General features: G+C 35.9%; 18 protein-coding genes. All 18 read right to left on the reverse strand.

Annotated elements, in window-relative coordinates; translation table 11 throughout:
- Positions 1-116: 116 nt before the first annotated feature.
- The 18 genes from IPK35_18380 to asnB all read right to left on the reverse strand — a co-directional run bounded on the left by IPK35_18380 (position 117) and on the right by asnB (position 15,464).
- Positions 117-464: a HipA N-terminal domain-containing protein gene (locus IPK35_18380; protein MBK8055180.1), complete on the reverse strand. Its 348-nt coding sequence runs from the start codon at positions 462-464 to the stop codon at positions 117-119.
- 373 nt (positions 465-837) lie between these two features.
- The gene (locus tag IPK35_18385) at positions 838-1,983 is read right to left on the reverse strand and encodes an ATP-binding protein (protein MBK8055181.1); all 1,146 of its coding nucleotides are present in this window, start codon (positions 1,981-1,983) and stop codon (positions 838-840) included.
- Between the two features lie 343 nt (positions 1,984-2,326).
- Entirely contained in the window at positions 2,327-2,578 is a 252-nt protein-coding gene (locus IPK35_18390) for a hypothetical protein (GenBank protein MBK8055182.1), read from the reverse strand.
- An 18-nt stretch (positions 2,579-2,596) separates the two neighbouring features.
- The gene (locus tag IPK35_18395; protein ID MBK8055183.1) at positions 2,597-2,824 is read right to left on the reverse strand and encodes a DUF86 domain-containing protein; all 228 of its coding nucleotides are present in this window, start codon (positions 2,822-2,824) and stop codon (positions 2,597-2,599) included.
- A 15-nt stretch (positions 2,825-2,839) separates the two neighbouring features.
- Positions 2,840-4,093 carry an ATP-binding protein gene (locus tag IPK35_18400; protein ID MBK8055184.1) on the reverse strand — a complete coding sequence of 418 codons (1,254 nt, stop codon included), beginning with the start codon at positions 4,091-4,093 and terminating at the stop codon, positions 2,840-2,842.
- A gap of 469 nt (positions 4,094-4,562) precedes the next feature.
- The gene (locus tag IPK35_18405) at positions 4,563-4,826 is read right to left on the reverse strand and encodes a hypothetical protein (protein ID MBK8055185.1); all 264 of its coding nucleotides are present in this window, start codon (positions 4,824-4,826) and stop codon (positions 4,563-4,565) included.
- 283 nt (positions 4,827-5,109) lie between these two features.
- A complete protein-coding gene (locus IPK35_18410) occupies positions 5,110-5,952 on the reverse strand; it encodes an Rpn family recombination-promoting nuclease/putative transposase (GenBank protein MBK8055186.1) in 843 nt (280 codons plus the stop codon).
- 215 nt (positions 5,953-6,167) lie between these two features.
- Positions 6,168-6,377: a type II toxin-antitoxin system HicA family toxin gene (locus tag IPK35_18415; protein ID MBK8055187.1), complete on the reverse strand. Its 210-nt coding sequence runs from the start codon at positions 6,375-6,377 to the stop codon at positions 6,168-6,170.
- Complete coding sequence (locus IPK35_18420) at positions 6,374-6,589, reverse strand: type II toxin-antitoxin system HicB family antitoxin (GenBank protein MBK8055188.1); 216 nt, start codon at positions 6,587-6,589, stop codon at positions 6,374-6,376. Before IPK35_18420 ends, IPK35_18415 begins: the two co-directional genes overlap by 4 nt.
- A gap of 546 nt (positions 6,590-7,135) precedes the next feature.
- On the reverse strand, positions 7,136-8,422 hold the full coding sequence (locus IPK35_18425; protein ID MBK8055189.1) for a nucleotide sugar dehydrogenase: 1,287 nt from the start codon (positions 8,420-8,422) through the stop codon (positions 7,136-7,138).
- 422 nt (positions 8,423-8,844) lie between these two features.
- Positions 8,845-9,120, reverse strand: a complete 276-nt coding sequence (locus IPK35_18430) for a Txe/YoeB family addiction module toxin (protein MBK8055190.1) — start codon at positions 9,118-9,120, stop codon at positions 8,845-8,847.
- Complete coding sequence (locus IPK35_18435; GenBank protein MBK8055191.1) at positions 9,102-9,317, reverse strand: hypothetical protein; 216 nt, start codon at positions 9,315-9,317, stop codon at positions 9,102-9,104. Before IPK35_18435 ends, IPK35_18430 begins: the two co-directional genes overlap by 19 nt.
- 343 nt (positions 9,318-9,660) lie before the next feature.
- Complete coding sequence (locus IPK35_18440) at positions 9,661-10,074, reverse strand: GxxExxY protein (GenBank protein ID MBK8055192.1); 414 nt, start codon at positions 10,072-10,074, stop codon at positions 9,661-9,663.
- Positions 10,075-10,558: 484 nt separating this feature from the next.
- Complete coding sequence (locus IPK35_18445) at positions 10,559-10,732, reverse strand: type II toxin-antitoxin system HicA family toxin (protein ID MBK8055193.1); 174 nt, start codon at positions 10,730-10,732, stop codon at positions 10,559-10,561.
- Positions 10,729-10,926 carry a type II toxin-antitoxin system HicB family antitoxin gene (locus tag IPK35_18450; GenBank protein MBK8055194.1) on the reverse strand — a complete coding sequence of 66 codons (198 nt, stop codon included), beginning with the start codon at positions 10,924-10,926 and terminating at the stop codon, positions 10,729-10,731. The genes IPK35_18445 and IPK35_18450 overlap by 4 nt, the downstream gene beginning before the upstream one ends.
- A 263-nt stretch (positions 10,927-11,189) precedes the next feature.
- Positions 11,190-12,254: a UDP-N-acetylglucosamine 2-epimerase (non-hydrolyzing) gene (gene wecB / locus IPK35_18455; protein MBK8055195.1), complete on the reverse strand. Its 1,065-nt coding sequence runs from the start codon at positions 12,252-12,254 to the stop codon at positions 11,190-11,192.
- A gap of 94 nt (positions 12,255-12,348) precedes the next feature.
- On the reverse strand, positions 12,349-13,629 hold the full coding sequence (locus tag IPK35_18460; GenBank protein ID MBK8055196.1) for a glycosyl transferase family 1: 1,281 nt from the start codon (positions 13,627-13,629) through the stop codon (positions 12,349-12,351).
- On the reverse strand, positions 13,626-15,464 hold the full coding sequence (asnB, locus tag IPK35_18465) for an asparagine synthase (glutamine-hydrolyzing) (GenBank protein MBK8055197.1): 1,839 nt from the start codon (positions 15,462-15,464) through the stop codon (positions 13,626-13,628). Before asnB ends, IPK35_18460 begins: the two co-directional genes overlap by 4 nt.
- Positions 15,465-15,525: the final 61 nt, after the last annotated feature.

Genomic DNA, 15,525 nt, shown 5'->3' on the forward strand with positions numbered 1-15,525 from the left:
TTGGAATTCTCTTAAATCCGTCGTAACTTCCAAGCTCAGATGCAGTATCTTTAGGCTTCTTGCTTAAATTGTATGAGGGGCTCATTTTTATTATCCAGGATAGTGCTAAAAGCAGATCACTTATCCAAAATTTGTTGTGCTAATGCCACTAATTCTTGAATATCTATATCCGAAGATTCATTCAATAGCACATCATCATTAACAGGCTCGAATTCCAAAGCGCCCATACCTCGCTTTCCAATATAACAAAGTCTATCTATTGGGGTAATTTCTACGGTTTTACCTCTTATGGAAAACCACTCATCTATGACACTATTGCCATAATCATCTGGCAGAGCGTCTGCAATCAATCCCGGAAGTCCTTTAAATGTTTTTGATTTAAGATTTGAAAAAGAAAAAAACAGGGCTGCAACTAAATTGGATCCTATAAATCCTGCACCACCAGTGACTAAAATGTTTTGCATTTAATTTTTTATTATGGATTTAGGCAATTTGCCAAACGGCTGATTTATTGATTTGGTGAACTGTAAAATTGGTACATTTTCTTTTTTACAACATTCATCTCAGCAGTTCCGCAGTTCTTTTAATGATCTGATTATCTGCTATTTTGAACATTTCAGCATCAGATCATTTGTAAGGCTTCGCCGCTGATAAGTCGCAAGTACTTGATCTGTAATGGGTTAAAAAAGATACCACTTTTGGACTGAAAACGAGTAGTAAAGTTACTCGATCTTAAGAAGATTTTTTAAAATAATCAGGTTTTTTTTTACCACAAAGAGCAGGAGGGTTCTTTATGTGTTCATTTTCGGTATCGTTGTATAAACAGGTATTGAAGGTTTAATCTTCTTTTTTGATAAAACTCAGATAATTATCTGTATTCACCGTTTCGAACGCAGAATCGTATTCTTGCTTCCATGTTTTTGGAGCTGTTACAGTTTTATTATTAAATTTGAATTCATAAGCTTTTATTTCGGTATTTGATTCCTCTATGTAGTCTATCTCTGCACCGGTATATGTTCTCCAGAAGTATGTATTAGGATAAAATTGATGACAAGCATTGGTCTTCATTCTTTCAGAAATTAAGAAGTTTTCCCAAAGGCTGCCACTGTCGTTCCTACTTGATAAATCAAGAAAATTATTAAGCACAGCATTTCTAATACCTATATCATAGAAATAAATTTTGTCTTGTTTTGATATTTCTTTTGAAAGATTCTTACTAAAGCCCTGTAGTTTGAATATTACAAAACTTTGTTCTAGCTTTAGGATATAATCTTCGACGGTTTTTGCATTTAGGTTTAGGGCAATCGCCAGTTTATGAATGGATACTGTACTTCCTACCTGAAGTGCTAATAATTTTAGCAAATCATGCAGCTTTTTGTGGTGTCTTATTTCAGTAAGCATGAGTATATCACGATATAGATAGGAAGAACTCAATTCTCTGAGGACCTCTTGTTTGGTCTTCAAATCAGTTGCCTTATAGACTTCTGGATATAAGCCGTATCTTAGTATTGAACTCAATTTTTGTTTTAACTCAAAAGGGGTCAGATGATCTTCCACTAACTCTTCACAAGAGAATGGATATAGGGTAAATACCTTTTTTCTGCCAGTCAAGGGCTCTTGAAGTTTGTTGGCTAATTCAAATGAAGAGGATCCAGACAATATTATTTTTAAATGAGGATTTTTGTCGTACAATATTTTTATGGCTCTACCTATATGCTCTATGGTCTGAGCTTTGTCTACAAATAGGACTGAGCTGTTTCCTACCACCTCCATCATTCTGTCGTATGAAAGCTGGTTAAACGCATAGCTTACTTCAGCCTCTTCCCCATTAACTGAGACGTGCGAAAGTTTAGATTCAGAAATGATTTGCTTTATCAGGGTAGTTTTCCCTACTTGTCTCGCACCAAAAACAATGATTACCTTATTTGAATATAGTAATTCGTCTTTGATTTTGGACTTTAGCTTTCGATTTGTTAATGTCATGGAAAGTAAATACTTATTACTACTCAAAAATAGGACAATTCATTTGAAATACCAAAATTAACGTTAATATTCATAATAAATCACCAATATTTAGGCCAAAATACATACCAAAGTATAAAAATTATCTTTAAAATTTGTAACTTTTTTAATAAAACAAAAATTTAATTTTATCACCGTGGTTTTTGGTTTTACAACTAAGGACACTGAGCTTTTTTTACCACTAAGTGCACGAAGATTTTTTCTTTATCTTTTCAACGAATTTGACCATATTCTGAATTGTGTGCCATTTTTTGATTATACTCTATACTCTATACCCAACAGATATTATAACATCAAGATTGTATCATTGTAATTTTCTGTTGACAGATCTTCCTCCTTCGTTTCGAACTGTCAAGTAATCCTTGACGGTTGAATGTTCTTGCAGCTCTTCTTCTTGAAAAATATTGTTAATGTGTAAACTTTTATTTTGTTTTGTTGCACCAAACAATTCAGCCATCTGGGCCTGTGTGAGCCAAACAGTCTCATCTTCAACCCTTACTTCTATATGAAAGTCATCATGACTGTCCAATTGATATAAAACAATTTCACCTTTCAAAACTATTCGGGCTTTTCTTTAGATATGTAATAATGACGAATGATAAAATTCAAATGCCCTATCCAAACCTTCCTTCAATATAATTGCTCTCATGGCAATAGGTTTATTCCACTCTATGTCTGGATTATTTTTCCTGAATTCTCCCGGAACTTTATTTGATGCTTCTCCGATGATTTCAATCTTCCTTTCGACTGCATTCCTTAGCATGCTATTATTTGAAAATGTATTGAAATCAATCTTCATCATCAGTGGTAATTTTTTTTACGCTCCCAATGAAGCCAACGATATCACGTTTATTCCGTCCGGTCGGCGATAGCTCATGCCTGTTCCGGTAATGATGTTTAATGATTTTGGGAGTTCCATTTTAGTAGTGTCTATATTGATGGCAAATTTTTTTAAGTTTTCGGCGGCTGCCTCAATATAACCCACGCCGAGTTTTATTTCAAAAGCTGCGTAATCACCATTCCGTTTCTGTACAATAGCGTCAACCTCAAGCCCGTATGAATCAAGGTAATGAAAAACATGGGCATCATTTGCTTTGGCGTATACGTTTAACTCGTGTGTAGCCAATGATTCAAACAAAAATCCTGTATAATTTAAATCTCTCATTAAAGCTTCTTCGTCCAATCCTAATACTGCTGTAGCCAATGATGTATCACACAGGTGTCTTTTGGGAGCCTTGCGCAAGGAAGCTGCTGAGCGAATATGAGGATTGAATGCGGGTTGTTCATACAAAATCATTAAACGTGACAATGCGTCAAGATATTCGGCTATGGTATTTCGCGACAACTCATTTCTATCAGAAGTTTTAACATCTTGCTCCAATGTTTTGTTATCTACCAATGTTGCTGTGTTCCTTGCAATAGAACGCATTAAGCTACGCACTTTGCGTGGGTCGCGTTTTACCCCTGTCGCTCTGCTCATATCTGCTTCACAAAGTAAATCAATATAGCCGCAGTTCAGTTGGATGGCATTTTTTTGGCTTTGATTTAATAAAGTGGGCCATCCCCCTATCAGCATTTTATTTATAATGAATTCAAGCGAAACTCCTTCAGCGAAGAAGTCCGGCACAGTTCCTTGGAGCAATTCTGAGACCTTCACCAAGCCTGTAGAATAACCTAGTTCCTGCCAGGTCATCGTATCCATTTGGACAACCGTAAACCGCCCTGCACCACTATGCAATTTGACATCATCATTTGGATGGGCAGATCCTGTAAGAATGAATTGGCCCTTTGTTTTGCGATCGTCTACCTCGTGCCTGATATAATTCCAAATCTCAGGTTGTTCCTGCCATTCATCAATCAATCTTGGGGCATCACCTATCAATAAAAGCCTGGGATTTGTTGCCATAATAACCGGAACCTGTTTATCACGGTCCATTTCTAAAACGCTTTTTGCAAATTGCTTTGCTGTTAATGTTTTACCGCACGATTTTGGTCCTTTTATGAGCACCGCACCGGAAGCTGACATTTTGTCTATCAAATCCTTTTCTATGATTCGGTTTAAATATCCCATAATGGCCTATATCAATTCAGATCAAAGGTATGAATAAATTTTAGAATTGTGCATAATTTAGACAACTCATTGTGCGCATTTTAGAATATATATTGCGCATAATTTAGAATATTTATTGTGCAAAATTGAGAATTTTTCAATATTTTACTCTGCTCGTCGTAGCTCAAGGTCGAGTTGTCATGTATAAGGCGTCTTGCCAAAGCCATAATCTAATAAAACTGCAATAACTTTCTCGGATGAAGGTAGTTTTGTCATGATACCTTTATCTTCATCTCACCTATTATAGTTTTTCTGATGTTTTGCAAATCAAACCTTTCATTATTATCTTCAACATATATAAATCCAACGCTTCTTTTAAAGCTAAAGCGTCAAAAGAGTGGTAAATTCTCAACCCGCTGTTCACTCAATTCTGTGATATGATAACCATCCTTTTTTTTTACATCTTCCAATTAAATTTGGAAGCCCATGATCATAATCCCAAACTTTTGATAATCTCAATTACCCGCTGTTCACTCAATCCTGTGATATTTGAGATCATTGGAATCTTTATGTCATTTTTCACACAATTTCTTATGACATCAATAGTCTTTTGTTCGATACCTTGTTCGATGCCCTTTCCAATTCCTTTTTCGATTAGACGATCGTATGTACTCATAATTTTATCTTTTAAATTTGGAGTGATGCCTTCTGAAATTTCTAAAATATAACTTTCATCTACTTCTAAAACTTCCAAGATATAAACAAGCCTTAAACCTCCAACACCAACTCCCTTTTAGTTTCCTCCCATGATCATAATCCCAAACTTTTTATAATCTCAATTACCCGCTGTTCACTCAATCCTGTGATATTTGAGATCATTGGAATCTTTATGTCATTTTTGACACAATTTCTTATGACATCAATGGTTTTCTGTTCGATGCCTCGCTCGATACCTTGTTCGATACCTTGTTCGATGCCCTTTCCAATTCCTTTTTCAATTCCTTTTATTGTTTTTTAATTTGGAGTGAGCTTCGAATTTAAAAAAATTTTGGATTATTGGAATCTTGAGTCTTTTGAAATTTTGAAGCTTTTGTTGATACCTTGTTATGCCCTATTCCTTTTTCGATTAGACGATCGTATGTACTCATAATTTTATCTTTTAAATTTGGAGTGATGCCTTCTGAAATTTCTAAAATATAACTTTCGTCTACTTCTAAAACTTCCAAGACATAAACAATGATTGTGAAAAAAAAGTTCCTCTCCGTAGAGTCGGACAAGGTCGTTAATATCTTTTCTATTTCATTTTTAAGTAAGTTGGGATCGGTACTATGTCTTTGAACCATCAAGGCTGACCTTAAAAATACATTGGTTAACGATTCTAGACTATCAGAAGATAATCTGACCAAATCAATGTAAACCATATCATATGATGGTAAAAATGATTTTAAAATAGAAGGGAAACTCTTGAAATAATCATCCAACTGTCTTAATTTCCACCTGCCCTTTCCGTGGTAGTAAACAACAGGTAGGATAATTCGCTTGGGTTCCTTGTTTTTATATTGAAGTTTATATCCATTTGCTAGATAACCTAACACTTGAAAAACAGTCGCATCATCGCGTTTGCTTTTATGTTCGAGCAATACAGATACAAAACATTCTTCTTTGGTCTCATTGAGTTTAAATTTGAAGATGGAATCTGAAAACAACTCATTAAGATCTTCAGTGATATAACTTGCGCCAACATTTTCAAACGTATCAAAATCTACTAGGTCAATGACAGTGGCAGGCAAAAACTTCTTTAAAAAATCAGTTGCGACGGACCTATCTTCCATCATTGCCTTAAAGAATTTGTCGTGTTTGTTGTTTACTCCTTTTTTCAATGCTAAATTTTATGCATTTCTCTAAATTTATGGATGTATCCCATTTTGCACAGAAATCAATATAAAATTCATTTTGTCTCAATTGAAGATGACTTAGGAGTAATACGTAAACCTTTTTTACATTTTCTCAAACGAGACGTTTGTACTAACCCAAGCTTAATGAGGACGTTTACTGCGTACTACGCTGCTAATCTTATCTGGAGCAATTATGTTTTTTACAGATTGATAAATTCTGAATATGCTATTCCTGATTGTTTGCTTATGGACTTTAGTGTACCAATAGGTATTTGCTTTCGCGGAGCCGGCACGATGACTGTTTTTTCTCTATTTTTGTATTTTTGATGGCTACCTTTTTGACTTTTAAATACAAAGCCATAATCTAATAAAACTGAAATAACTTTCTCGGATGAAGGAAGTTTTGTCATGTAACCTTTATCTTCATCTCACCTATTATAGTTTCTGTGATGTTTTGCAAATCAAACCTTTCATTATTATCTTCAAAATATAAATCCAACGCTTCTTTTAGATTAGATTTAGCTTCATCAAGCGTTTTACCAAAACTAGATACTTCAACATTTAAACACCTGGAGACATAAAACTTCCCTTCTTTTGTAATGATATACTTTAACGTCTTCATTGTGTTGATTTTATTTTAAAAAAATATATGGTATGATACAGTGACATTACGGCAGCTGATTGCATTTAAGTAAACAAGCTTTAATGGTAGAGGTTCTTTTATTTTTAAAGAAAGTCTATTCCTTTACTTTGACTACCTATGATTCCTTCAAACAATAACTGCCCACTATTTACTTTGGACATGCTCTATCATAATGGTAATCAGTGGGCGGATACTCCCCTTTGGGCCTGCCCATATTAATCATGATTTTACATGTTCTTAGTTTTAAACTTAAAGTCAAGTAAATTAAATTACAATAATTTACTGTAAATTAACACTATAAATTTTGATTTTGTTTTAAATTATCTTGTTTGTAAACATTTAACCTCTTTTTTCATCAAAGTCAGGTAAACCTCTGACAAAAGCAAGTGATGAAGTCCAAAGTCTATGAATTTTGGACTTTTTAATGCCGGTGTTATGATCGGAAAATTTATTTTACAACCGCTCAAAGACCGGAAGATATATTTAGTCAATTTCAATTAAGACTTTGACGAATATCAGTATCATCTACAATTTCCAATAGTTTTCAAACTCCCTTCCATCCTTGACTCCTTTGATATCGAAAAGCAAAAGATCACCGTTGGACAGGTTTTGCAAAGCATCCTTTGTCAAACTTTTGTACTCCTGATGTCCTACCGCAAGTACTATGGCGTCATATTTTCCTTCAGGCGTATCAAGCATGGAGATACCATATTCATGGGCGACTTCGTTGGCCGAAGCCCATGGATCGACTAAGTGTACATTCAGAGAATACGACATGAGCTCCTTGATCAGGTCTACTACCTTACTGTTGCGGATATCGGCCACATCTTCTTTGAAGGTGATGCCCATGACCAGCACCTTGCATTGTCCGGGATTTTTACCTTTTTCTATCAGGGTCTGCACCACTCTTTTAGCGATAAAGTGCGGGATATAATCATTGACCCTTCGACCGGCAGCGATGACCTGTGGGTCAAGGCCCAATTGTTTTGCTTTGTGTAAAAGATAAAAGGGATCAACGCTGATACAATGTCCTCCCACCAGACCGGGTTGATACTTATGAAAATTCCATTTACTGCCGGCTGCTTCTATGACTTCATTGGTGTCTATATCCATCCTGTCAAAGATGATAGCCAGCTCATTCATAAGCGATATATTGATATCACGCTGTGTATTTTCAATCACTTTTGCAGCTTCAGCTACCTTTACAGATGATGCTCTGAATATACCTGCCTCCAGGATCGTGTCATACACTTCAGCTATGGTTTCTCTGGTTTCAACATCACACCCTGAGACAATTTTCAGGATTTTTGTGAGGGTCCGTACTTTATCTCCCGGAACGATACGCTCAGGACTATACCCGAATTTAAAGTCAATCCCACCTTTTAGTCCGCTTTCATGTTCCATCACAGGTACACAGTCTTCTTCGGTACAACCAGGATAGACGGTACTTTCATATACTACGATATCCCCTTTTTTCAGAGCCTTACCTACGCTGGCAGATGCTCCGAGCAGGGGTTTCAGGTTGGGGACTTTGTGTTCGTCGATGTCTGTAGGTACACCTATGATATGGAAATGGGCTTTTTTAAGATCTGCGGGATTGGTCGTAAACTCAATGTCGCATCCATCAAATGCACTGCCATCCAGCTCTTTGGACGGGTCGATACCTTGCTTCATAAGTGCTACCCGCTCTTCATTGATATCAAATCCGATCACCTTAAAATGTCTGGCAAACTCCAATGCCAATGGTAGTCCTACGTATCCAAGGCCGGTAACTGATATAAGTTTTGATTTGTTTTTTAATTCTGTAAGCATTTTTATTTGTTATTATGGTGTTGTCTTTTGTTAATCCAATCCCATTGATTGATTTCATTCAGGATTTATTTTACAACCCGATGAGTTATCTTTTTTACCACTAAGGTCACTAAGAATTTCACTAAGATCACTGAGGTTATTTAATATTACCACTAAGGTCACTAAGAATTTCACTAAGATCACTAAGTTTTTTTTCTCAGAGTGTACATAGTGGATACCTTTGTGTTTTCTGTGGTTAATTTTTTACCACTGAGATCACAAAGAAGTACACAGAGATCACTAAGTTTTTTTCTAAGTGTCCTAAGTGATTTTCTTTGTGTGGTTATTGGTTATTTTTTACCACGAAGGTCACTAAGAGATGCACTAAGGACACAAAAGCGTAACTCTAAGTGTACTTAGTGTTTATAATTAACAGCCTGACATTAATAATGTCCCAAAGCGGAGATAATCACCACCAGCCTTTCCGGCTCTTCGATAATTTCATAGATAATGCGGTCTTTTTTATTAATTCTTCTGCTCCAGAAACCGGATAGATTATATTTTAGTGGTTCGGGATTGCCTACGCCTGTTTTTGGATGATTTGAAAGTTCGAGCAAAATTTTTTCTATTCTTTTAATAGTCATCCGATCCCCGGATCTATATATTTTACGAAAGTGAATTTTTGCTTCTTCCTTAATGTCTACAAAATACTTTCCCATATATTTTGTGGATTTATCCTGGTAGATTTTCCTTCTTTTGCTTTCAAAACCATCTCTACAAACTCAGGATCATATGGGCTTTCATCCTTTTTTTCCTTTTCAGAAGATGTAATCTCATACTGCACATTTTGTTTATCGAGAAAATCCTTGATGATATTGCACTTTGACTTTTTAGCTTTTATGATGATGGTTTCCATGAGTTGAATTTGTCTTAAAATAAACGATATGCTTTGATAAATAGTTCAAAGTTTTTTTTTACCACTGAGGTCACTGAGAATTTCACTAAGATCACTAAGTTTTTTTCTCAGAGTACTTAGTGTCTGCCTTTGTGTACTTAGTGGTTAATCTTTTTTTTTACCACTGATGTCAATGAGAGATGCACTTAGAGCATTGATGGGTATTTCTTAGTGTACTTAGTGATTACCTTTGTGTACTTAGTGGTTATTTTTTCATTTTACCACTTAGGTCACTGAGAGATGCACTTAGAGCACTAAGGGGTATTTCTAAGTGTACTTATTGTTTAATCTTTTACATCCAAGGTTAGTCTTTCAGCTTTTCGAAATACCTATTCACTAATGGAATCAGGCCTTCTGATGTGATGTTCAAAACGTTGTAATTGATTAAGAGCCCTTTAGGTTTTTCCAGAATATTCATATAGCTTAATAATTGTGCCTGATCGATCGGAGTAAATCCATTGGTGGATTTATTTTCCACTAATATCACATCTTCTACCAAAATATCAAATCTCAGCCTGGTCTTGCACTCTATTCCCTTATATGTAGGTATGATATGTTGCTGGGAAACAACATGTAAGCCGTTATTCAAAAGTTCAAATATAAGACACTCTTCATATAAACTTTCCAACAAACCCGGGCCTACCTCTTTATGCACTTCAATGGCACATCCTATGATCTGGTAAGCTATTTGATTTACATATTTTTTTGTTAGTTCCATAGGAGATTTTTTTACCATTAATTTTATTTAACCATTTGTGTGACGCTTTAAAGTTATAGGTGTGTATAACATATTTCACTTTTGTGAAAAAAATTAACTTGCTACATTTGCCTATACTTACCCCCAACCCCTTAAAGGGGAGACCAGCACTAATATTGAAAGCATTGGCGTGGGTCGTCTCAAGCGTAGCTTGACAGGCTCTTTAGGGAATGAGGGTAGCGAGGGAATTTAAGTATTTGTGCAGTTTGTTATACACACACGTTATAGGTCACTGGGATTTTACCACTAAGTTCACAAAGAGATACACAGAGATCACTGAGGTTATTTAATATTACCACTAAGGTCACTAAGATTTTTTTAAGTGTCCTAAGTGATTTTCTTTGTGTGCTTAGTTGTTAATCTTTTACCACGCTTGTGAAGCTTCAGCGTTAAAGGTCACTAAGATTTTTTTGTTGTTGTCACGGTAACTTATTATGATGTGATATCAGGTCAAATCCTTAATGATCTTTTTTGCTAAGATTTCATTAATTTCATTGTGTCTAGGTACCGGTTGAGTAGTACCTTTTTGGGGATTGTGATAAATATCGTGTTTCGACCCATTTCGCAAAAGAATACACCTATTATTGTTCAAGATTTTTAATAAATCTTTGCGCTTCATATAATAATGAGTTCCTCCACTTTTTTAATTCCTATTATTTTACCTTCAGTAAACATTTTAAATAAATCCAGAAGATGTTCTTTTAAATCTTCTATGGAAACACCTTGTGTCCAATGGTCAGGATAATCATTTAAATATCCCAAATATTTTCCATCTGATTCTAACCAATAGGTAAAATTTACCTTATTCTTCATAAGTATGGTTTACAAAAGTTACTAAAAAGATAACATTAGGTATATGGAAATTGTTTGCATCAAAGTTTTATTCAACTAAAAGCACTAAGTAATTTTTCTCTGAGTATACTTAGTGGTTACCTTTGTGTGCTTAGTGGTTATTTTTTCATTTTACCACTTAGGTCACTGAGAGATGCACTTAGAGCACTAAGGGGTATTTCTGAGTGTACTTAGTGATTATCTTTGTGTCCTTGATGGTTAATTTTACTTTTATTGTTACCAGATCATTTACTTTTTGTTAGAAAATAGTCATTTATTTGTCTCACTATGCAGCTTCCGGTCGAGCCATCTCCATATAAATCATTGTTTTTGCAAATGGCTTTGGTTTTGATTTTATCTTTCAATTCACTAAGATCGTAAAACATCAATACATTGTCCTCGTCTTCGAGCGTTTCTGTCCATTCTGTTTCCTTCCTGATCGTGATACATTTTTTTCCAAGCCAGTATGCTTCCTTTTGCATTCCACCGCTGTCAGTGATCAACCCGTCAGCATAAAACAAATAACTCAGGTTATTAAAATATCCTTGCGGATCGATAAATCTGATATTGCTGTAACTATTTTCTGAAAGGTAATAGGTCTTCATAAAATTTCTGGTGCGGGGATGTATAGCAAATACAACTTTTTTATCCAGAGCACTCAATGTATTCAACACGTATACCAACCGATCTTTATCATCTGTATTGTATGGTCTGTGGAGTGTGGCATAATAATATGGTTCTGATACATTATCCACAGGTTTGAGCCAACCGGATTTTACTGATTTAATGACCAGATCTTTCATGATGTCGCCTACGATGCGCACATTTTCCCGGATGCCTTCTTTGTGCAGATTGTCTACAGCTAATTGAGATGGTACAAACAGTATGTCACTGACATGGTCTGTAAGCACCCGATTGATCTCCTCAGGCATCTCTTTATTAAATGATCTCAAGCCTGCTTCGATATGAAAAACAGGAATATGTAGTTTTGAAGCCACCAGAGCACCAGCCAGGGTAGAGTTGGTATCCCCATAAACCAATACTGCATCCGGGTTTTCGTCAAGCACAATTTTTTCGATCTCTATCATCATCTTACCTGTCTGCTCTCCATGGCTTCCACCACCCGATCTTAAGAGATAGTCAGGTTTCTTCATACCCAACTCAACAAAAAATACCTTACTCATGTTTTCATCATAATGCTGTCCTGTATGTACAGTCACAAGATGAAAGGTATCTTTCACTTCAGACTCAAACGCAAAGTGTTTGATAAACTGAGGGCGAGCCCCGATGATGGCGATTACTTTTTTCAAATTTTACTTGATTACGATACAATAATCATTTGCCTATAACCCAAATTTTTATTTTAGAGCCATAGATTACAGAAGTTATCATTGTCCGCCAAATTCATTTAATGTCCAAATCATCCAAAATACCGGCAAGTGTCTTTGTCAGGGATTTGCGGCTGAAGTTTTCAAAATTTGGCCTGGACGGTATATTTACATCAGGATTTTCGTATTTGGATTTAATATACTTTTTAATGTTTTCTTTGTCATAATGATTCAGAAAAATACTTCCGGGAGACTTTGATAAAATGTTTTTTACTTCAAAATTAGTTACTTCATCTCCTAAAGCCAGGATATCAGTCCCTGACCCCAGGTATTCAAAAAACTTACCTGTCAGCACCGGTGTACTTGACTCCAATGGCAATATCAGGATATGGGCAGATTGTTGTGCTTTGGTAATCTCGGCATGTGGTATGTAGGAGACAAATCTGATGTGATCAGCAATTGGAAATTGTGATAACTCTCTGACTTTGTCATCTCCTACTTTTCCGATCAGTCTTATCTCAAAATGTTTTAATAATCCTTCTGATTTCAATTCAACCACTGCTTCCCACAAAGCGCGGACATGCACGTAATTTAAAAGATTTCCCGTATGTACAAAGGTAAATATTTCATCTTTTAATATCTTATCCTGAAAATCATCTTCATCAAATCCATTGGTCAGTACTATACTTTCAACTCCCAATTTGCGGAATCCATCCTGCATGCCTTTTCCGACTACAAGTACCTGATCAGCATTTGAAAGCACTTCATGCTCCAGTGTTTTGTGTCTTTCCCTTGCATATGCAGTAAGATCGAGATCCTTGAAGTAGTATATCTCAGTCCAGGGATCTCTGAAATCAGCAATCCAGGGTATATGCAACTTATTTTTCAACCTCATTGCAATAAGATGTGCAGAATGTGGTGGCCCGGTAGAAATCACGGCTTGTACAGGGTTTTCTCTCAGATACTTTTTCAGAAATCGTACCGAAGGCCTGATCCAAAACATGCGGGCATCCGGGATAAAAACATTTGATCTGATCCACAATGCTATCCTGTCTTTCAAACTCCCCCTTTTTGACTGTTCGATGATACCAACCTGTACCCTATCTTCCTTATTCCTACCCGTAAATTTTTTATATAAACTGAACGGTTCGAAGATTGGCCTGCGTATCACTGTCACATCATCAGGTATATCCTTTGCTAAACTATGATCAAGTACAGGAAACTCCCCATCTGTCACGGTGTAAATGATTGGTTCCCAACCAAAAGATCTGAGATATTTTGTAAACTTCACCCAGCGTTGTACACCGGAACCTCCTGAAGGGGGCCAATAATAGGTGATGATTAGTACTTTTTTCATGACTGCGGGATGGTTTTTCGCCATTCATTGAGTGCTATGAGCCTCCAAACCATTTGGGCATTTGTGTTATCCCCCTTATCAAATTCATGGATTAAGTCATATACTTTATCAAGATTACAAAGATCTCCCAAATGTGTTAAATTTTCAGTTGCTAAAAGATGTTTTAATGGACCTCTTAACCATTTTATTTCGCCAGGGGTTACAAAACCTTTTTTATCTGTACGATGAGCTATTTTTTCCGGCAAAATACCTTTAAGTGCATCCCGTAGTATTTTTTTGGTAATCCCATCATCCAGTTTATAAGTATATGGCAAACTATAGGCCATTTCTACCAGGCGATGATCCAGAAAAGGTACTCTTGACTCAATGGAAAATGCCATAGAATTCCTATCCTCAAAATGAAGCAAAGAAGGTAGTGTATCCAGAAAAAGTGCATTTTGTGTAACACTATCTACGGGCACACCGTTATCAAAACTTTGCCATAGATCTTGCTCTACCTTATCTATTAAAACATTGGGATATTTGTCGGAAAATTCTTTACGTTTATACCCCTGCTCTCCCAAAATGTATTTTGCCCCACTTTTTCCCAGGATTACAAGTAATTCTTTAAAGCTCAGTCCTTGTGTCCTTTTATGATTTTTTAAGGTATTTAAAGCGGTTTTGAATTGTCTCTTTTTAAACAATTGGGCATAAATGCTATAATAAAAATGCAAATACCCCAATAAGTATTCATCTGAACCCTGGCCATCCATGACGACTTTAATCTTATGTTCACCAGCCAGTTGCATTAAAAAGTATTGGGATACGGGAGATGAACCCGGTAATGGAGCATCCTGGTGGTATAATATTTTTGAAAAAGCATGCTGAATATCAGCATCTGAAGGAGTGAAGTAATGAGGGTGTACATTATGATACGCTTCTAAGACCTCTTTGACCCATGGCCGTTCATCAACTGCATCTTGTCCTTCATAATAAATAGTAAAACTCTCTAAAGGAATGGGATCTATAGTGGACATAGTAGCCACAAGGGAAGAACTGTCTATTCCTCCACTCAAACAAGCCCCTACTTTAACATCCGATCGCAAATGGATTCTGACAGTCTCAAAAAATTGAGCTTTGAAAGCATCAACAGCCTGTTTGTAAGATAAGTTAAGTTCCTTTTTTTCCAAGACCCAATAGCTATCCAATGCTATAGTATTGTTATTGAAAATTAAATTATGAGCTGGTGGCAGGGCTTTTACCTGTTCGAAATAGGTTTCATCATGATAAGAAATCCAGCCCAAATTTAACCCCCTGAAGACTTGCTTTTTATTTAATGCAGGATTAAAAAAAGGCAAATCATAAAAGGCTTTTACTTCTGATGCAAAATAGAATTGTTCACCATGATGAATATAATAAAAAGGTTTGATGCCAAATCGATCGCGCGAACAAAAAAGTTGTCCCGAGTTTTTATTATATATGACAAATGCCCACATACCTACAAATCTGTCAACACATGTATCACCCCATTGTATGAAAGATTTCAGGATCACTTCAGTATCGCTGGCAGTGCGGAATTTGTGTCCTAAAGCTTGCAACTCATTACGAATTTCTACATAATTATATACTTCGCCGTTATATACCATCACCCATTGATCCACTACAAAAGGTTGATCTGCTTCAACAGACAGATCAATAATACTCAGTCGATTATGACCCAAACACACCTGATCATCGATATATGCACTACTGGCATCAGGTCCACGGTGACGGATACGCTGCAACATTTTGCTGCCTAATTCCTTTTTCACCGATGATATCAAAGAGCTATCAAAAAATCCTGCTATGCCACACATAATTTTCTATGATATGAAAAATTTGTTTATGAATAAAATAAAGTAGTTATTTCAATACTTA

It is taken from the genome of Saprospiraceae bacterium, assembly GCA_016713025.1.
In the GTDB taxonomy this organism is placed as follows: domain Bacteria; phylum Bacteroidota; class Bacteroidia; order Chitinophagales; family Saprospiraceae; genus OLB9.